Source organism: Subtercola boreus (genome assembly GCF_003399645.1).
Classification (GTDB): Bacteria; Actinomycetota; Actinomycetes; order Actinomycetales; family Microbacteriaceae; genus Subtercola; species Subtercola boreus_A.
This window is the reverse complement of the sequence record NZ_NBXD01000036.1, coordinates 1-18664: the sequence shown is the minus strand read 5'-3', so window position 1 is coordinate 18664 and position 18664 is coordinate 1. Positions and strand designations below refer to the sequence as shown.

Annotated in this window: 18 protein-coding genes; 12 read left to right on the top strand and 6 right to left on the bottom strand. The window is 64.1% G+C overall.

Annotation, left to right across the window (positions count from 1 at the left end; translation table 11 throughout):
- The 4 genes from nrdH to B7R24_RS16615 all read right to left on the bottom strand — a co-directional run.
- Positions 1-229 (bottom strand): glutaredoxin-like protein NrdH (gene nrdH / locus B7R24_RS16630; protein WP_116420122.1); only part of this gene is annotated, 229 nt, incomplete at its 3' end.
- A 593-nt stretch (positions 230-822) separates the two neighbouring features.
- On the bottom strand, positions 823-1440 hold the full coding sequence (locus B7R24_RS16625) for a ParA family protein (protein ID WP_116420121.1): 618 nt from the start codon (positions 1438-1440) through the stop codon (positions 823-825).
- Positions 1441-1616: 176 nt separating this feature from the next.
- The gene (locus tag B7R24_RS16620) at positions 1617-3539 is read right to left on the bottom strand and encodes a hypothetical protein (RefSeq protein WP_253259528.1); all 1923 of its coding nucleotides are present in this window, start codon (positions 3537-3539) and stop codon (positions 1617-1619) included.
- A 219-nt stretch (positions 3540-3758) separates the two neighbouring features.
- A complete protein-coding gene (locus tag B7R24_RS16615) occupies positions 3759-3941 on the bottom strand; it encodes a hypothetical protein (protein ID WP_172583004.1) in 183 nt (60 codons plus the stop codon).
- A 255-nt stretch (positions 3942-4196) separates the two neighbouring features.
- Between B7R24_RS16615 and B7R24_RS16610 the strand changes: the two genes are divergently transcribed.
- The 4 genes from B7R24_RS16610 to B7R24_RS16595 all read left to right on the top strand — a co-directional run bounded on the left by B7R24_RS16610 (position 4197) and on the right by B7R24_RS16595 (position 7442).
- Complete coding sequence (locus B7R24_RS16610; protein WP_147304093.1) at positions 4197-4853, top strand: helix-turn-helix domain-containing protein; 657 nt, start codon at positions 4197-4199, stop codon at positions 4851-4853.
- Between the two features lie 4 nt (positions 4854-4857).
- Positions 4858-5364 carry a hypothetical protein gene (locus B7R24_RS16605; RefSeq protein ID WP_116420117.1) on the top strand — a complete coding sequence of 169 codons (507 nt, stop codon included), beginning with the start codon at positions 4858-4860 and terminating at the stop codon, positions 5362-5364.
- A 144-nt stretch (positions 5365-5508) separates the two neighbouring features.
- On the top strand, positions 5509-6306 hold the full coding sequence (locus tag B7R24_RS16600) for a hypothetical protein (protein ID WP_147304092.1): 798 nt from the start codon (positions 5509-5511) through the stop codon (positions 6304-6306).
- Complete coding sequence (locus B7R24_RS16595; RefSeq protein WP_116420115.1) at positions 6303-7442, top strand: alpha/beta hydrolase; 1140 nt, start codon at positions 6303-6305, stop codon at positions 7440-7442. The genes B7R24_RS16600 and B7R24_RS16595 overlap by 4 nt, the downstream gene beginning before the upstream one ends.
- Positions 7443-7583: 141 nt before the next feature.
- Here the strand turns inward: B7R24_RS16595 and B7R24_RS18470 are convergent, their stop codons facing one another.
- Both B7R24_RS18470 and B7R24_RS17415 read right to left on the bottom strand, forming a co-directional pair.
- Positions 7584-7913 (bottom strand): ArsR/SmtB family transcription factor, encoded by a 330-nt coding sequence (locus tag B7R24_RS18470; RefSeq protein ID WP_367302633.1) that lies wholly within the window; start codon positions 7911-7913, stop codon positions 7584-7586.
- Positions 7914-7962: 49 nt separating this feature from the next.
- Positions 7963-8436 carry a hypothetical protein gene (locus tag B7R24_RS17415; protein WP_147304091.1) on the bottom strand — a complete coding sequence of 158 codons (474 nt, stop codon included), beginning with the start codon at positions 8434-8436 and terminating at the stop codon, positions 7963-7965.
- 163 nt (positions 8437-8599) lie between these two features.
- On the opposite strand from B7R24_RS17415, the gene B7R24_RS16580 reads away from it, so the two are divergent.
- From B7R24_RS16580 to B7R24_RS16545, 8 genes are all read left to right on the top strand, one after another.
- A complete protein-coding gene (locus tag B7R24_RS16580) occupies positions 8600-9703 on the top strand; it encodes a hypothetical protein (RefSeq protein WP_116420112.1) in 1104 nt (367 codons plus the stop codon).
- Between the two features lie 68 nt (positions 9704-9771).
- Positions 9772-10086 (top strand): hypothetical protein, encoded by a 315-nt coding sequence (locus B7R24_RS16575; protein ID WP_216363759.1) that lies wholly within the window; start codon positions 9772-9774, stop codon positions 10084-10086.
- A gap of 36 nt (positions 10087-10122) precedes the next feature.
- Positions 10123-10851, top strand: a complete 729-nt coding sequence (locus tag B7R24_RS16570) for a hypothetical protein (protein WP_116420111.1) — start codon at positions 10123-10125, stop codon at positions 10849-10851.
- Positions 10848-12446 carry a hypothetical protein gene (locus B7R24_RS16565; protein WP_147304090.1) on the top strand — a complete coding sequence of 533 codons (1599 nt, stop codon included), beginning with the start codon at positions 10848-10850 and terminating at the stop codon, positions 12444-12446. Before B7R24_RS16570 ends, B7R24_RS16565 begins: the two co-directional genes overlap by 4 nt.
- A 3-nt stretch (positions 12447-12449) precedes the next feature.
- Positions 12450-13964 (top strand): SCO6880 family protein, encoded by a 1515-nt coding sequence (locus B7R24_RS16560; RefSeq protein WP_172582888.1) that lies wholly within the window; start codon positions 12450-12452, stop codon positions 13962-13964.
- 451 nt (positions 13965-14415) lie between these two features.
- Positions 14416-16035 carry an ATP/GTP-binding protein gene (locus B7R24_RS16555; RefSeq protein WP_437123538.1) on the top strand — a complete coding sequence of 540 codons (1620 nt, stop codon included), beginning with the start codon at positions 14416-14418 and terminating at the stop codon, positions 16033-16035.
- A 61-nt stretch (positions 16036-16096) separates the two neighbouring features.
- Positions 16097-17908 (top strand): type IV secretory system conjugative DNA transfer family protein, encoded by a 1812-nt coding sequence (locus tag B7R24_RS16550; RefSeq protein ID WP_147305003.1) that lies wholly within the window; start codon positions 16097-16099, stop codon positions 17906-17908.
- A complete protein-coding gene (locus tag B7R24_RS16545; RefSeq protein ID WP_116420108.1) occupies positions 17905-18408 on the top strand; it encodes a DUF4913 domain-containing protein in 504 nt (167 codons plus the stop codon). Before B7R24_RS16550 ends, B7R24_RS16545 begins: the two co-directional genes overlap by 4 nt.
- Positions 18409-18664: the final 256 nt, after the last annotated feature.

Sequence of the window (18664 nt, the reverse complement as noted above, 5' to 3'; positions counted from 1 at the left end):
ATGCTGCGTGCGCTTCGATCTTGTCGGGGCGGAACCCCGCCCAGTAGTCGTGCTCATCGACCACAACAACGGGCGCCTGGCTGTAGCCGAGTTCCTGCGTCACATATTCCATCGCGGCAGCACTCTCGGTGAGGTCAACGACCTGGTACACGATCCCCTTCCGATCAAGCGCACGGTAGGTGGCGATGCACTGCACGCAATTCGGTTTGCTGTAGACGGTGATCATCATGAGCGCCCTTTCTTCTCTCTCCCAAGTTCTTTTGCCTTTCGGCGGTCTTCCGCCCTCATGAAGGACTGCCGGGGTCAAACCCAAAGAAGCCGTTGGCAGAGAAAATCTCGCGGAGGAGCAAAGCGGTGGAGAGAGAATTTACCGAAACTGCGACGACAGCTTGACGCCGACAGACCGGAATGGACAATCCCCGCAGAACGAAAGGCAAACGCAGTTTGTCAAGGAATAAGGCCCCCCGTGGTCCGCAATTACTTATTTACTCATTTGCTGAATTACTGACGCGCGGATAGTGGCCCGTAGCTCAGGGCTAGATTCCAGCTCCAAAATGAGTGAGCGGATGACCTCGACGTGTGGAACGCGGGCGCGCCCGGTGCTCTCTGCCAGCTCCGCGCAGAACGCTAGAAGTGCCCGGTAGGACTGCGGTGCAAGGTCGGTGCTGACGCGTACCGGCTTGGCACGCGGGGCACTCCTGGCCGCGCTGCGGGTGGGCTGCGGCGCCTCGTCGGTGGAACTGGCGTCGACGGCGGCCGCGGGGCGCTGAGAGGGGTTGCGGGTGGATAGTTTGGCAGCTCGTGCCGCTACATCTTTAGCTGTCATTTGCTTGCTCCGAGCTTGTTGATTTCCAGTGCCGCGTCGGCGTATTTGCCGAGTTCGGTAACCGGCGCGGCGAACGCCTGGGCGATAGGTTCACGCCGGGGAATGGTTGTCTCCAAGACGGCATGCCCGCTCTCGGTGATCAGCTCACGAAACATCGGCGTCGAGTTCGCGTTAGTGATCGTCCGATTCAGGAGCACGGCGACGGTTGGGGCAGTGTCTCTGAGAGAGGCGGTGTCCTCGATAGCAGCCCATACGTCGGGCAGCCGGCCAAACTCCATCATGGTCGGTGCCATGGTGACGACGATCGTATCTGCCGCGCGCAGAGCGGAATAGACGATACCCGCCTGCTCATCAAGTGGCGGGGTGTCGATGATCACAATATCCGTGGTCAACGGCACGATTCCGATGAGCCTGGTGTGCAGGTTCTTAACGGGCAGCGCGATAGTTGGAATATCCCACTCCCCCGCCTCGCTCCACTGCAGAGCCGAGCCCTGCGGGTCCGCGTCGATGATGAGCACACTCTTGCCCTGAGCTGCGAATGCGTGCGCGAGGTATGCCGCACTTGTCGTCTTGGCCGAGCCGCCTTTGAGATTTGTGATCGTAATAACGTTCATACAGTGACGCTATCGCAATTACGCATTGAGTAAACAAGTAAGTGCGTAACTACTTGGTTGCGGAAGTACGTTAACAAGTATTTACTGAAATAAGTAATGCCACATTGAAGGAGCCTTGTCGAACTCGCGTGGTCTTCGCTGGCTGACCGTCGAGACGCACCCTCCGGCTCGGCACCCTAAGCAGCATGCCCGAGGTATTTCCATCGGGCGTCGGGTTGTAGTGCTCCGTCGTCGACGAGCTGCCTGGCCGTCCGGTGATCTCCTCGACGGTCGTGGCCACGAGGGTATCTGGGCCACGACCGTTCACCTGGCGCTTCTTCAACGAACGTCAGGGTTCGGCTCGATACGTGCGGGCGCCGACTGCGCTGCCTGGGTGCTGCGTTCATCTGGTCGACCTCGGCCTGCCACCATGCCCACACGTCTCGTTCGGCTCGATACCGGCTCACCCGGTCAAGGAGCAGGCCGGCGACCCCGACAATTCGGGCTGCATGGTCACGGAGATCTCGTTTCGCCTTAGCCCACCCGTCAGGATGCTTCATGATGAGGCGGTGGTGCCGGAGCCGGGAGAGGATCGTGGCCGTATGCCGGGCAGTGACGCCTAGAAGCCGGGCGGCCGACTCAACAGTAAGCGCAGGGTGCTGCGCGAAGAGGGCATAGAGCTGGCCGGCGAGATGACCAAGCCCAGGCCTGGTGAACAGGTCGTGCCGGCCCTCGGTGAGTTGGCGTTCCAACGTGGTCAGGAGTGCAGCTCTGAGGTTGAACAATTCGGTAGGGGGGCGGGGGTTATCTAATGGTTGTGTCCCAACCGTTCCGTAAGCTGTGGAAAAGTCGGAGGTTAGGCGCCATTCGGCGGCGTTGCCGCCGTCGCTGAGGCTTGCCCGTTCGAGGAATCCGGTGTCTGCGAGGGCTGTGAGGGCGCGTGCGGCGGTCATCCGGCCAAGCCCTGCCATCAGGGCCAGGTCACGGGTCGACGCGGCGACAGTGCGTTTCCCGGTCTGTAAGGACAGGTACGCGAGGCAGCTAAGGATCGTGCGCTGGCTGATACCCGCCTCGGTACGGCCCCACCGGCCGGGAGAGACGCGGAACCGGGTCAGGAGGGCGTCTGTGACGTTAACGATTGCTGTCAGCTCCGACAGATCAACAGGTGCCTGGCGGCGGGGGAGCGGGGCCTGTAGCGCTGAGTAGTGCTGCGCTTTGGCCCACTGCCGCTCGAGGCGGGTAGCGGCCTCGGCCGCGCTGCGCGCCTTCCGGCCTCGGGTCGTGTTCTTGGTGCGGTAATGCTCCATCCCGGGAGCGGTGCGCGCCTCGCGGGCGACGTCGGCCAACGACCATCCCGCGGACGCGGCCGCGAGAAGGCACATGAAACCCGTCCACGACGGGTTGCTGCCACCGTTCACGGTGGCCATGTGCGCCTGCCCGGTGGCGTGCAGCGGGCGGTGGGAGCTGTAGCCGGCGTCGACGGGGCCGGAGGGGTTGGACTCAACCGGCCGCGGAGCGGGCCGCGAGGCGTTCAAGCGCGCGGTCAGCGCCACAATGTCGTCCGTCGACGTCGACGGCTCTGTGAGCGTGTTGAGGAAGCCGCGGAGTACGGTAGAGCTGCTACCGTCCCTGTGCGGCGACAACGGCGGCCTAGCGCCGCCCGTGCGAGGGTTGCAGAGCATCCCATGGTCAAGCGTCGAGAAATTCGCCCGCGCAGCGCCCGCCAGGGCCGCCACGGTGCCGGCAGAGCACCCGTAGAGCGCGACCCAAAGGTGCCGGCCACCAGTGCCGGAAGACTGGCAGACAACATGCGCGATGCCGAGCTGGTCGAGAGTACTGGCCAGGGCGTCGCAATCGTCAGCAGCCTGCTCCATGAGGTCGGGGGAGACCCCGTTGGCGTCTTTGCCGTCGAAATCGAAACAGAGCAGCCGGAAGGTGCCGGCGTCGTCAGCCAGACGCACGAGCCACGGCACCGTGGGTTGGAGTGGACCGAGACGGTGGGTGCGCGGGTAGGAATTCTCAGGGAGCTGGCCATAGGCGTCACGTTTCATCGTGCCGACATGCTCGCGCGGGTTGATCTGGCGCGTCAGAGTCCAGGCGGTCCACACTTTGGAGGACACGCCGAAGCCATTTACTGGGTGAGCTAATGGCACATATCTGTGTGTATGAGCTACTATGAGTGCATTCCTTAGGGTGATTCCTTCGGGTACAGCAAAGGCTCCGGCCTGATAAACCGGAATCTTCGTTGGATTAGCTCGAACCTCTGAGTCGGCAAACCGTGAGGGTTCTGAGCTACGAAACTTTTGGAAGCCCGTCGTGGGAACGACGGGCTTCTTTCGTTAATCGGTGTTAATGGGCAACTCCTCGTCAGCGAGAGTCGGCTCGGACGGCCACCAGAAGGGAAGACCCTCCGCCGTCAGCTCGGTCTCCAAGTGCTCGACCATGCGCTCAAAGAACACAGCCGAGGAGACGTTCGCGCGCTGCGCCATACGGTCGACGCCATCGCGGGAGGCCTGTTCCACAGACCAGCCCAGGGAAATAGGCCGAATCATCGACCCTCTTTTTCGCTTCGGCGCCACCATTCCTCCAACATATTGCTACCACTGCGGTTAACGCCACGCGACACACCCCCCAAATAGGTAATTTAGCTCTATCAATTTCGACACACTGACCATCGACTCCAAAACTTACCCGCTGGACGTGAGCGTTGGAAGCGCCTGGCCCGCAATCGGAACTGCTCTCTATGTGCGGAGAGAGTTCATCGTTACTATTGCAAAATGGGTAGACGATTGACTGGAGCACCATCGCCGTTTTCGCGGCAGATTGTGAAGGCCATTATTCGGCTGCGCGATGAAGCGGGTATGACGAATGTCGAGCTGATCAAGCGAGCTGGGTTCTCTCCGAACTATTTCTACCTGCGTCTTCGCGGCGATACCACGTTTGATACGAATGACATCGAGAAGATTGCCTTGGTGTTCAACGTGTCGCCAGCAGCTCTGATGACCATCGCGACTTCTCTAACTGATGAGGATGATGCGGACAAACTAGTTGCTGTCGACCGCTTGGAATTGGCACGGCGGCTGGGCTTTCTCGCTGCCGGCCCACACGCCGATGATTCTGTTCTTGCCTTGCAGGCCGGGGGAGCAGCTATCACTGAGGAGAAGTGGGCTGCGTTGCTCTCTGCAACCGGGCCCCGCCAGGAGGCGCACTCCTTACTGACAGCGCTTGCCGGCCATTTCGATGTGAGTGAGGCGTACTTGCTCGAGCTCGGATCCAACGAGGTCGCGCAACGCGTCGAGGCGGAGGTCGATTTTCAACGTGCGCTTACCGAGTCGGGCGCAAACTCGGTGGCGGCAAGAGCGCTGGGAGTAGTTTCTCCGAGCGCTCTGATCGCTATTACGGAAGCAATCAGATCAATCGACCGGAGACAATGAGGTAATGACCGAGAGCATGTGGAAGGGGGGCCATGACATTGCCGACCGGTGCGCCAGAATCTTCGAAGACAACGGCCTCGGGGGCCCGCGAAACATGGAGGAGCTGGTAACACGGGTATCCAACATCAGCGGTAAGCCCGTCATGATCGAGCCGCTCGGCGATGAGCGGTGGGAAACAATAACCGCTCTGTGGGTTTCATACCCGGCCAGTGACCTCGTGCTTGTTCGCGCGACCGATACCCACTTGTATCGAACCCATTGCATCCTTCACGAGCTGGCACACATCATCTACCGCCATCCGGGGTGCAGCGATCTTGCTTCCGCGGAGGTCGTGCAGTCACTTATCAGCGACGGGGCCACCGTTCGCGGGCGCGTCGTGAACCCGCAAGCTGTTCGCGTTGCCTCGGAGCGATCAGAAACGATCGAAGGTGAGGCCGAAAATCTGGCCCGCCTGCTGGGTCGTTCTCTGCTGCGCCCCCGGTATGCGGCAGGCGAGAAGTCCTTCGGCTGAATGGTTACCCTGCAAACAGTGGCGTTCGCCGTCCTGTGCCTTGTAGCGGTCCTGCGGGTGGGATCTGCGCGCAGTAACCCTCACGCGCGGATGTCGTGGCTCGCTTCCGTAGTGGGAGCGCTTGCGCTCCTCACGCTAGGGAGCGTGATACCGCTGGGCGTACTCGATGGCGCCCTGGGTGGAACGAACCTTATCTACCTCGTGCAGAACCTCCTTGCGACGACGGCCTTCTGGCTTGTGCTTCAGGCGGCAGCCAGCCAGGAGAGTGAGGACACTCCTCACTCACGGCGGCGGTACTGGGTACTCGGGGTAATACTCGTCGCTTTTTCCGTGGCCTTCCTCTTCATTGATCGTGGTCCGACGAGCCCGACGTTCATTCACGACAACGTCGATCAGCTCGCCGCCGTGCTTTGTGCGAGCATCTATCTGGCCGGTATTGGCGGCATTTCCTTGCAGCTCATGCTCGCGGTGCGCCGGCGCCGACTGGTGGCTTACTGGCCGTTCGTCGTCGGGGGAGCCCTTGCGATCGTGGCCTGCATCAACGAAATCGTCTGGCTGTTTATCGCGCATGCACATGCGGTGGATGCGCGCACGCAGGCCCTCGGCTACGCGCTGTTCGACCCGTTTTTCTACCTAGGAGTGATCCTCATCGTCGCTGGAATCCTGTCCTTTACGGTACGAAAATGGAATCGCGAAACACAAATGACTTTGGCAATCCGACAACTCTCGCGCATCACCCAGCGCGCCGGGCTCACCTCAGCCACCGCGGAGGACGGTCCCGCAACTGGTGGCCCGCAGCTGTCAGTGGCTTATGACCTCCTCATCAGCATTCATGACGAAACAGTGGCCGGCCGCGTGCAGCTCACCGCCCGCGAGCGACGCGTGCTCTCGCGGGCCGAAGCCCTAGTGACCCGCGAGCTGGGAATGGCGGAGGCACGATGAAGTCGCAATGTGTGCTCGCCGCTTCCGCGGTGGCCGTCACCGGCGGCGCCCTCTTCGCGCTCACAATCAAGTTTGCGCGGGTCGTGGTGATGCCCAGGGCGTTCCGTAACGTCCGTGTCTACGGCGTGAGCGGTAATCGAATCACCCTTGAGGCCAACCGGCGAACGACTCACCCTGGGACCTTCGGGTTGGCGTATAACGACAGACAGGGCCACGCGATCGTCGGCCCGATCTACTCACAAGATCGAAAGCGGGTAGAACGCGAGATAGTCGCCTCGATCGGAGGGCACCCGACACCCACGCGCTACTCCCAATGGGAGGGGAACGTGTTTGCCGGGCCCGCATATATCGATCCGGCGTACCAGGATGTGATGATCCAGGTTGAGGGCGGGGAAGCGCCCGCGTGGCGTATTCCGCCAGCGGGCGGCGAGAACGAGAACGGCATGTGGGCAATACACGTTCACGGTATTCGCACGACACGTATCAACGCACTACGCACCGTTCCCGCTCCGCGTGCGCTGGGTTATACATCGCTGGTCGTGTCTTACCGGGGCGACGGGGAGGGGCCAGAGGTTCCGCGAGGCGCATCCATGCTGGGGTTGCGCGAATGGCGCGACGTGGACGCCGCGATTCAGTACGCCGTAGATCATGGTGCTCGATCGATTGTTTTGTTCGGCTGGTCAATGGGAGCGAGCACAGTGCTTCTAGCCGCTGAACGATCTCGGTATGCAGACAAAATAACCGGCACGGTTCTTGTCTCCCCGGCGCTAGATTGGCGCAGCACGATTCGTCATGGCGCTCACACCGCCGGCTTGCCGCGCTTCTGCGGCGACCTCGCTATGCGAGCGTTGGGTGGGCGCCGGTTGAGCAGGATCGTGGGCGTTCCTGAGCCCATTGACTTCGATGATCTGGACTGGACGGCCGGGCCTCGTATGAAGGTCCCGTGCCTGATCATCCATTCTCGTGGCGACGAGAAGATCCCGGTCGAGCTCTCGCACAAGGCTGTTTCCGCGAATCCGGGAGTTGCCGAGCTATTCGAAAGCACGGAGGCCATGCACGCGTGGGAATACAACGTCGGGCCGGAACAATTTGATGCGGCGATCACGGCGTGGTTCGGTTCCAGGAGCAGCGACTAGGTCAACCAAACCCGCACCCTGCGTAAAATAGTAGAGTCTCTACCCCTATATTGATAGGGTCGTGAGAGCGAGGGCTACTCCTCGCGAACGCGAGGGGGCATATGTACGCACTGAAGCGTCGCTTGACGGCGCAGGAGATGGCTACTGAAGCGAGCCGCCTGAACCAAGCGCATAGCGCAGCAGCGCTGCGCTCAAGACGCGTACCCGTTCTGGGTCGAGTGAGTAGTTCACTGAGCGCCCAATTCGCTCTCCCGATGGGATGTCGCCGACGACCACCGCGGCCGCCTCTAGCGCTCGGAGGTGTGTCGAAATAGCTGCATCGCTAGCCGAGAGGGCTTTGCACAGAGCCCCATAGTTCGCGCGGTCAATGGTTGCCAAGTAGCGAATTATTCCGAGGCTGGTTCTGTTCCCGAACACCTTGACCGCCTGCTCTACTTCGGCAGAACGGGGCGCATCGTTAGCCCAGTTCATTCGCGGAGTCATGTCCTCAATCATGGCGCACGGCTCCTTCCCTCATTCACTACGCGCTTAAGACGTTCGTAATATATATGATGACATTTGTAAGATACAACTTAGCTGGATCTAGCGAAATCAAGGAGAAGAGGCCCGCGATGAGCGGTACACGAGTTGCGATTGCTGGTGGGGTGGCGATATCAATCGCGTCTCTCCTTGCGGGGTGTGCTCCGTCGAACGGTCCTGTTTCAGAGACGGCTACCAGCGAAGTAACCAGTGTCACTAGTTCCCAAACGCCGGCATCCGACGTCCCGGTCACCGCGTCCGCGATGCCGACACCCACAGTTCCGCATGCCGCTGAGCAGCCTTCGGCGTCTCCCGCGGTCGCTGATGAGGCGACGACGATCGCGACCAGTGTGGTGACGGCGTTCTGCCGGCCGACCCTGGATTTCCAGACGTGGATCAATGGTCTGTATCCGTACCTCAGCCAGACGGCCGCGGTCGCGTACGAGACGGTGAATCCGGCGAGGGTGCCCTGCACTGCTGTGACCGGGGCTGCTCGTGTTCGTGACGGGGATGGCACCTTCACTGTTCGGGTGATCGTTCCAACGAACGGCGGCGATTACTCGGTATACGTTCACCGGACCGAGGTCACTGGTCCGTGGTTGGTGGAGCAGATCACACCCCTGGCTGGCGAATAACGGATGGCTGCCAAGGGCGGAGTTGGGGTTGTCGCGGTCGTGATGGTGCCGGTGCTGGTTGTCGCACTGTCGTTGTTTGTGCTGTTCTTCGGTGCCGGGTCGGCATCTGCGTGCACCGTCGGGACAGGCAGCCAGATCAGCGTCGACGGGATCGCGGCGGACGCGAAGGTTGGTGCGTTCAACCGCGGCCAGCTCGTGAACGCGGCCCTGATCGCGAACGCGGCAGTCACCGCGGGTCTGCCGGCAGCCGCGCAGACCATCGGTGTCCAGACCGCGATCGGTGAGTCCTCGTTGGTGAACATCACCTACGGTGACGGGGCGACGAACCCGGACGGGTCGATCGCGGACTCGATCGGTCTGTTCCAGCAGCAATCGTCCTGGGGCACCGTAGCGCAGCGGATGGACCCGACAACCTCTGCGGGGTTGTTCTTCACCCGCCTCCCCGGTGTCGCCGGGTGGGAGGCCATGGACCCGTCTCTGGCGATCAACAAAGTCCAGGGCAACGCCGACCCGAACCACTACACGAAGTACCGGGCCGACGCCGTAGCGATCATGACCTACCTCACCGGCGCCGCCGGGGGAGCAGCGGGGGGAGGGGGTTGCTCTGTTTCGGGCGATGCCCGGGCTCTGGCGGCTGGCTTGGTAACGGCGATGGGGGAGGGGCGCCTGGTGCTCGCGGAGGACCGCTACGCGGCCGAGATCCGGGGTGTCGCTGACGGGACCGCCTCGAGCATCTGCGGCATCGACGTCCGCATCCTGCAAGTCGTCACGATCGCGCTGAACACCTTCCCGAAGGTCGGCGTCTCTGACCTCAACCGGCAATGCACCGGCTCGATCGAAGGCGCAGGCACCGAGTCCGCGCACTGGATCAACGGCGGCGGCCACGCCGTGGACTTCTACTCCCTCGACGGCCAGGGCCTCACCGGCTGCGACGCGAACTCCATGAAGCTGCTGTCAGTCCTAGACCCGTTGGTGCCTGCGGGTTCTCGTGCGGGGCAGTCGCAGTGCCGGACAGCGACGTACAGCCACATTGTGCAGTTCCAGGACACCCTGTCGCACCTGCACTTCGACGTCGGGTTCACCGACGGCCCGGTCATCAATCCCTGACTGGTGCCCCCTATTCTTCGCCCCGCGACCGCGGTGGTGAACACCCAAAAAACAGAAACGGAAGAACAATGTCTCTTTTGGTAGCGGCCAACGACATCATCACCACCGCGGGCGTCTTCGCACAGGTCCACGGCGCAGTCCCCGACCCGGGGGCTGGCACCATGCCTCCCGGGTTCGAGGCGTTCACCACGATCATGGGCTGGGCAAAATGGCTCGGCCTCGGCGTCGCCGTGATCGGTCTGATCATCCTCGGCGTCACGATGACGGTCTCCTCCCGCCGCGGTGAGGGCGGAGAGATCGGCGGCTGGCTCGGCCGGCTCCTGGTGGGCGTGATCATCATCTCCGCCGCGTTTACCATCGTCGGCTTCCTCATGGGCGCCTAACCGCGTCCCCCTACCCGCACGAAGAAAGGCACAACTATGAGCGACGCAGAACCGCGTAACCCGTTCACCCGCCGAGGGTTCATCTTCGGCGCGATCACTGTCGGCGCCCTCGCGGCCGCGGCCATTCTGCTCGCTTTCACCTCCACGGGTGGGGGTGGCAGCCAAGGCAACGCGGTTGCCGCTCCCACATCGGTCGTCACCGTCACCGCGACGGCAGACCCGGCGACGGCGAGCGTGTGCGGGCTGGCCGGGTTTGAGGCTGCTGGGACGCTGACAGCCGCCCCGGAAACGAAGTGGAGCATTGTCGGGATCATGGCCGCCCCGAACAGCAAAGCGGCAGGCCCCGGGGTCACGGACGCTGACGGAGTGCGCAGCTGCTACGCCCACACCCCAACCGGCGCACTGTTCGCGGTCGCCAACTCCTGGGCTATGGGTTCCGACGCACGTCTGGCACCGCTGGCGGTCGCGGCGAACACCGCGCCGGGTCCCGGCCGGGACGCCGCTATGGCCGCGCAGAACACGAGAAGCAACAGCGGTGTGTCCGTTCAGATCGCAGGTTTCAAAGTCCTCTCCTACAGCGAGGCGGAGGCCACGATCGACACCGCGTTCACCCTGAACAACGGAACCCTGATGAGTTTCGCATCCACCATGAAATGGGTCGAAGGGGACTGGAAAGCCGAACTCACCGACGACGGACAACCCCCGTTTCGCCCCGTCGTGCTGCAAAGCCTCGGCGGTTACAACGCGTGGTCGGGTCTGTCATGATGACCGCCGATCCGGGCCCGGCCTGCCAGATCTGGGACTTCCCGTGCTGGTCTTCCGCGGCCGCGGGCGATGTCATCTCGAAGGCGTCGAACGATGCGTTGCAGCAGTTCGTGAACAACATTTTCGAGGGCTTCGGGAAGGCTTTGGGTTCGCTTGGCACGCTGTGGGTGCGGGTCCCGTCTCCTGTCACGGTCGTTGACGGTGGCGGCAGCTCCGATGGTGGCGGGGTTCCTGCGGGGTCGGCGGCGTTCGAGCAGATCCTTGGCTACGTCACGTGGGTTGGTGCAGGGATCGCGATCGTGTCGCTGATCGTGGCGGGGGTGATGATGGCGAGCCGTCGCCGGCATGGTGACGGTGAGGCCCACCTGGGCCGTATTGGGGTGATCCTGATCGCGGTGGTGCTGCTGTCGTCCGCTTCCGCTTTGGTCGCCGGGTTCCTGCCCCAGGCGATGCGGGGCAGTAACGCTTCGTCTGTGGTCGGGTGGGTGCAACAGCATTTGGAGTGGTACACCGCAGGCCTTGCGATTCTGTCGATCCTGATTGCTGCGGCCCGGATGGCGTGGACGCAACGCGCGACACCGCTAAAGGAACTTATGGGCTCAATCTTCACCCTGATCGCGGTCGCGGGCGCTGGGTTGGTCGTGATCCGGCTCGCGACGGTCGCGGGGGATGAGTTCTCTGTGTCGATCTTGAACAGTTCGTTCGAATGCGATGTGACGAACGGGGAATCGAACTGTTTCGGGACGACCCTTGCCGGCATCATCGGTCTGACAAGCCTGTCACCGATCGGCCTGATCGGGCTGTTCCTGATGGGCATTCTCGCGGTCCTGATGACGTACATCCAGATCGCGCTGATGGTGTTCCGTGGTGCGATGCTCGTCCTTTTGGCGGGCATCTTCCCGATCGCGGCGTCGTTCACGAACACCGAAATGGGGCGCCAGTGGTTCAAGAAGGTGTTGGCGTGGACGATCGCGTTCATCCTCTACAAGCCCGCTGCGGCGATTGTGTACGCGACTGCGTTCCGGATGGTCGCCGCGGACCCGTTCAAGACCGACAAGACTGGCCTGTTCCACATCGTGACTGGCCTCGCTCTGATGCTTATCGCGTTGATCGCGTTGCCGGCGCTGATGCGGTTCATGGTCCCCGCGGTGTCCTCCGTCGGCGGGGGTGGTGGTGGAGGTGCTGGGCTCCTGATGGGTGCGGCGGCGATCGGCGGTGCCGGGGAGTTGGCGACCGGCGCTATCCGTGCCAGCAACGGCGGCGGAAGCAGCAGCAGCGGCGGAAGCGCTAACGGCCCGTCGGGTAGTGGCGCATCAGCCGCTGGTGCCAAGGGTGGCTTGTCGCCGGCGTCCGGGGCGGGGTCGGCAGCTGCCAGTGGCGGGTCGGTAGCCAGCGGTGCCGCAAGTAGCGGCGCTGCGGCCGGCGGTGGTGCGGCCGCGGGCGGCGCTGCAGCTGGTGGTGCGGCGGCGGCTGCGGGTCCGGTCGGTATTGGTGTCGCTGCGGCCGGGAAAGTCGCGGACGGCGCAAAGCAGGCGGCGGGTGCAGTGAAGGCTGCGACCGCTGACGCAACAGGCAGCAACGAGAACGGAAGCTAACCCATGACAACAACAACAGCTGCGCCCGTCACGGCGCCGCGAACGTACGGGAACTGGCGGAAACCCCAAACCGCCGGCCTGGGGGGTCTGGGGCAGCTGGCCACGATCGTCATGTTCGTTGGCATCGTCGCCTCCATCATCGCGTCGATGTTCGCCGGCCTCGGCCCGGCGCTGATCGTCGCGGGGATCTTCGGCGCCGTCCTGTTGACGGTTGCCGTGAAAGACAAGCATGGGCAATCAGCCCTGGGAAGGACGGTCGTTCGAGTGAACTGGCTACGCACCAAATCCAAGGGAGCGAACGTGTACCGCTCCGGCCCGACAGGCCGGGCGAAGTGGGGCACGTTCCAGCTCCCCGGCCTCGCGGCCGCATCCCAGCTCACCGAGCATGAGGACTCCCACGGGCGCCGATACGCGCTGATCAGCACCCCTGCCACCCGGCATTACACCATCGTTCTCGCTACCGAGCCGGATGGTGCGGCTCTCGTCGACCAGGAGCAAGTCAATAACCAGGTCGCGGAATACGGCATCTGGCTCTCCAATTTGGGCGACGAACCTGGCATCGAAGCGGCCTCCGTGACGATCGAAACAGCACCCGACACCGGAACACGCTTGCGCGGGGAGGTGGAAGGGTCGATGGACCCGGACGCCCCCGAGTTCGCGAGGGCAATTTTGACGGAGGTGATGCAGTCCTACCCGGTCGGGTCGGCCACGATCCGCGCCTACATCGCACTGACGTTTTCAGCGACGTCCCGGATCGGTGGGAAGAAGCGGAAAGCCCCGGAGGTAGCCGCGGATCTCGCAGCACGCATTCCCGGGCTCACCTCAAGTCTCGCGTCGACCGGGGCTGGTGCGGCGCGGCCGCTTGGTGCTCAGGAGCTGTGCGAGGTGATCCGGGTTGCGTACGACCCGGACGCTGCGCTGTTGATCGATCAGGCGAAAGCGGCGGGAGAGAAGGCGGACCTGTCGTGGACGGATGTGGGACCGGCTGCTGCGGAAGCGCACTGGGACTCCTACCGCCACGACGGCGCCGTGAGTACGTCGTGGACGATGACGAGCCCGCCCCGCGGTGTCGTGCAGTCCGGCATCCTTGCCCGCCTCCTGGCCCCGCACCGTGACATCGCCCGTAAGCGGGTCACCCTGCTGTACCGGCCCATCGACCCGGCCAGGGCTGCGGCGCTGGTTGAGGCGGATTTGAACGCGGCACAGTTCAACAGCACCGCGTCGACGAAGCCCACGGCCAGGTCGACGCTCTCGACCAGGTCGGCGCAGGCGACCGCGTCGGAGGAGGCCTCGGGCGCGGGGCTGATGAACTTCGGCCTGATCGTCACCGCGACAACCACGGACCGCGCTCACGAGGCCGACGCGCGCGCGGCGATCGACTCGCTGACCGCGGCCGCCCGGTTGCGGATGCGGCCCGCGTTCGGGTCGCAGGACTCCGCGTTCGCGGCCGCACTCCCGCTGGGTTTGATTCTGCCGCGGCACCTCCGGATCCCGAACGAAGTCAGGGAAGCGCTGTGACCGGCGCCGACCATTACCCAGCGGCATCGGTGCGTAGCCCGATGCCGCTGGGCTTTAAACCCCTCACACCCGCATCTACCCCGATCACCCTCAACGGAGGCTCAGTATGAACAACGCATCCAAACTCTTCACCCGCCACCACGAAGACCTGGTAGTCGAGGACACCCCAGACGGCGCGGTGACCGCTACGCACGGCACCAACGGCGAGCTACTGCCTGCTGAGGCCGGCCTGCCGACCGGTGCGGTGGCTGCCCCGTCGAGGCGGGCAGCACGCGCGAAACAAGACGCAACGGTGCCGAAGAAGGCGGCAACGAAAAAAGCGGCGGTGGAAAAGGGTTCGGCGGCCGCCCAGGCTGCCCGTTCGCCGTTGGTGCGGGAGGCCCCGAAGCGGGCGAAAAAGGCCCGTCCGATCCCGCACGAGGGCGGCAAGAAGAAAACGGCCCGTGAGGCTGTGCCGAAGCGGCCGCTGCGGCCAACAGCGACAGGCTGGCTGGGCCGCGGCGGCGGGCAGGCCGTGAGCATCCAGCCGGCGGATGAGTTCCGTGCCACGACCGTCCAGGTCTGCGGGCTCTACCCGTTCTCCGTCGGTACGGGAACACCCATGATCGGGGTGCCGCTCGGTAAGAACCTCGCGACGGGCGCGTCGGTGTGCTGCGACCCGATCTCGTGGTTCCAGCGCGCGAACCTGATCTCGAACCCGTCGATGTTCGTTCTCGGCAAACCGGGTCTTGGGAAGTCGTCGCTGACCCGTCGGATGGCGGCAGGGCTCGCCGGGTACGGCACCCTCCCGCTGGTGCTTGGGGATCTGAAACCGGACTACGTGGACCTCATTCGTGCGTTGGATGGGCAGGTCATCACCCTCGGCCGTGGCCGCGGGTATTTGAACATCCTCGACCCTGGGGAAGCGCACCACGCCGCGTCCCGGCTCGCCAGCGCTGGGGCTGACGCTCTGGCACTGTCGAATGCGCTCATCGCCCAGGCTACCCATGAAACCGGTTCCGCGGAGATCGACCGGTTGCTGGGGGAGGCGACCGGGGAGCGGATCCGGGCAGAGAAGTTGCAGCGTCTCGCGAACCAGGTCCTCGCGGACGCTCACGGCCGCCGGCACACGATGATCGCCGCCCTCCTGACGATCCTCCGCTCCGAGCCGCCGACCGACCGCGAGGAGACCATCATCGACCGGGCACTGAAGTACCTGGACGAGAACCACGACGGTGTGCCCGTTCTCGCTGACCTGTTGCGGGTCATCCAGGAAGCCCCGGACGAGATCCGGCAAGTGGCGTTGGACCGCGGCGACCTGACCCGGTACAAAGCGATCACCGAGAACCTGGAGGCGTCCCTGATCGGGCTCACCACCGGTGGCCGGCTTGGCGAGGTGTTCTCGCAGCAGACGACGACACCGATGCGGCGGGACCGCCCGGTTGTGTATGACGTGTCCTCGATCGATGACTCCGAAGGCGACCTGCAAGCCGCGATCCTGCTGGCGTGCTGGTCGGCGGGGTTCGGGACCGTGAACGTCGCCGCCGCACTTGCGGATGCGGGGTTGGAGCCGAGACGGCATTACTTCGTCATCCTCGACGAGCTGTGGCGGGCGCTCCGCGCAGGGAGGGGCATGGTCGACCGCGTCGACGCGCTGACCCGCTTGAACCGTGCGCGTGGTGTTGGTCTTGCGATGATCTCGCACACCATGAGTGACCTGCTCTCGCTGGCATCGTCCGAGGATCAGATGAAGGCCAAGGGGTTCGTGGAACGCTCCGGGATGGTCGTCTGCGGGGGCCTGCCCGGCGCGGAGATGCCGCTGTTGACGTCGGCGGTCCCGTTGTCGCTGTCGGAACAGTCGATGCTCACCTCTTGGCAGGACCCGCCCGCGTGGGACCCCGTATCCGGCCACGAGTCGGAGCCTCCCGGCCGTGGCCGGTTCCTCATCAAAGTTGGTGGGCGTCCGGGGATCCCGATCCGGGTGGAGCTGACGAACGCGGAGCTGGAAGTGAACGACACGAACAAGCTGTGGCACACCGCCTCCCGCGCCGGCCGCACCACCGACCCCGTGAACGTGGAGATCCTGCCATGAGCGTCGTTCTGATTATTGGGTGCATGGATCGAACGAGTGAGGGAGTAAGAGCGTGAGCACGATGAATAACCGGCGGAGAGAGCCGGGAAAGGCGGGGAACGGTTTAGGGGTCGCGTTCGCGGCCGGGACGGTACTGATCATCGCGTTGACGGTCTATATCTCGGTCAGGGTCGGGTCTCAGGCCGATGGGGTGAACCCGGGGATGAGCACGGACCCGTCGGACTTCTTTGCCGTCGTCGTTGACGTGGCCAAGGGGGTACTGGTGTGGCCGGCAACGGCAACCCTGATCCTCGCCGGCATCAGCGCGGGTCTGATACTTCTGGTGACACTGTTTTTGGTGTCGAAGAATTCGGGGAAGAAGCATCGGACACAGGTCGATTGGGGCAGCCGGCACATGGCTACCTCATCGGAGTTGTCGCAGATGCGGGGGAAGGAAGCGAAACGGAAGGCGGAACGTCTCGGGGTGCGGGACTCGTTCGGGATCCCGATCGGTAATCTCCTCTCCGATGGGCGGGCACTGTTCTGTTCGTTCGAGGACATGGTGCTGCTGCTCGCCGGCCCCCGGGTCGGTAAATCGACGTCGTTCGTGATCCCCGCGATCCTCGCCGCTCCCGGCGCGGTCGTCACGACCTCGAACAAACGTGACGTGCTCGACGCGACCCGCGGGATTCGCGATGAGGCCGGGGATGTGTGGGTGTTCGACCCGCAACAGGTCGCCGTGGAACCAGCCAAATGGTGGTGGAACCCGCTGTCGTACGTAACCGACGACACGAAGGCGGCGAAGCTCGCGCAGCACTTCGCGTCCGGGTCCAGCGAGCTCGGCGCGCGGACCGATGGGCACTTCGAGCCCTCCGGCCGGGAACTGCTCGCCGGGTTCCTCCTCGCCGCAGCCCTCGATAACCGTCCGATCACGGATGTGTATGAGTGGACCACGAAACCGGGGGACGAGACGGCCGGCGATATTCTCGCCGCAAGCGAGTACACGCTGATGGCGAAAAGTGTGCAGGGCGCCACCCGGTTGGAGCACCGGGAACGAGGCTCGGTGTACTCCACCGCCCGCCGCATGGCATCCTGCCTGAAAGACTCCGGGACCCGCCGGTGGGTCAACCGGCACTGCGCAGGCGACACCCGGGCAGAGTTTCACCCGGCAGCGTTCGTCCGCTCCACCGGGACGCTGTACAGCCTGTCGAAGGAAGGCGCGGGCAGTGCCGGCCCGCTGGTTCTGGCGTTGACGGCCGCGACAGTGGAGGCGGCGGAAGAACTCGCGGCACTGTCTCCTGGGGGGCGCTTGAAGACCCCGATGGTCGCTGTGTTGGATGAGGCAGCGAACGTGTGCCGGTGGCGGGACCTCCCCGACCTGTACTCCCACTACGGGTCCCGGGGCATCCCGATCATGAGCGTGTTCCAGTCCTGGTCCCAAGGTGTGGGTGTGTTCGGGAAAGAGGGCATGCTGAAACTCTGGTCCGCAGCGAACGTGAAACTGTACGCCGGCGGTATCGCCGAGCCCGAATTTCTGGGCATGGTGTCAGACCTGATCGGCTCCTACGACCGGGAAACAACCTCCGCGAGCATGAACAAAGGCATCCGGTCCACCACGACCGCGCTGAAGCGGGAGAAGATCCTCGACATCGCGGAGCTCTCCACCCTGCCGACGCCACGGAAAGGCCGGAGAACAGGGCGGGCGATCATGATGTCTTCCGGGGCGCGCGCCGCAATGCTTCGCACCGTGCCCTGGTTCGACGGCCCGAAACCCCTCGTTGAGAAGATCAACGCCTCGATCGCGCAGTACCAGACCGGTGCGCCGGCGTCTGACCGCCCCGCACCCGCCGCCACCGAGCCGGATACGACCGTGGAAGAGGACGAACAATCATGACGAGCAGTGATGACCCGTTCGGGGCTGACGAGCCCGAGGCCCAGCCGACGCGCCCTGCTCCGCACGAGGGCGACCAACCGGCCGGGGAACCGGTTGTTACAACACATTTCGGTTCGGCGGATGAGTTCGTACGGAAACAGCTCATTGGCACGTACCGTCGCCGTGTCATCGCGCAGGGCTCCGGTGCCGGCTTCCGGTGGAAGGCGGCGTGGTGGGAGAGCAAAGAGGCCCAGCAGCGCATCGAGGCGCTATGGCGGGCGTGGGAGGCTGCCCGCGCCGATGAGAAGGCCGGGATGAGTGCGTGGTGGATCGAGCACTGCGACCCGCACATGAGCGTTCTGCTCTCCCCCGAGGGGCCGTTCGCGGACTCCACCGACGAGAACAGAATCGGGGACCCGCTGCCCTATGAACCCGCCGACGAGGGCCTGTTCGAACCCGACCTGCAACCACCGCTGTTGACGCAGCTCCTCAAAGACGAAGCAGCCACCACGACCCCCTAAACCTGAATCCACCGATGTTCTAAGGTGAGGGGCTGTCTGTCCCTGTTTGAGCTGGTGGTGCTGGGTGGGCGCGGCGGAGCCGTGGGCCTCGCTGCCTTGGGTGTTCCACTGTGTGTTTCTGCTCGCGCCTTGTCGGCTGGTCGGTCGGGGTGCTCAGCTTTGTGGGGGCGCGAGAGCGTGGCTGAAGAGGGTTGTCCAGGCGGCCTCCCAGGGCCAGGCGCGGGGCAGGTGCAACGTGATGCGTCGTCCGGAAGAC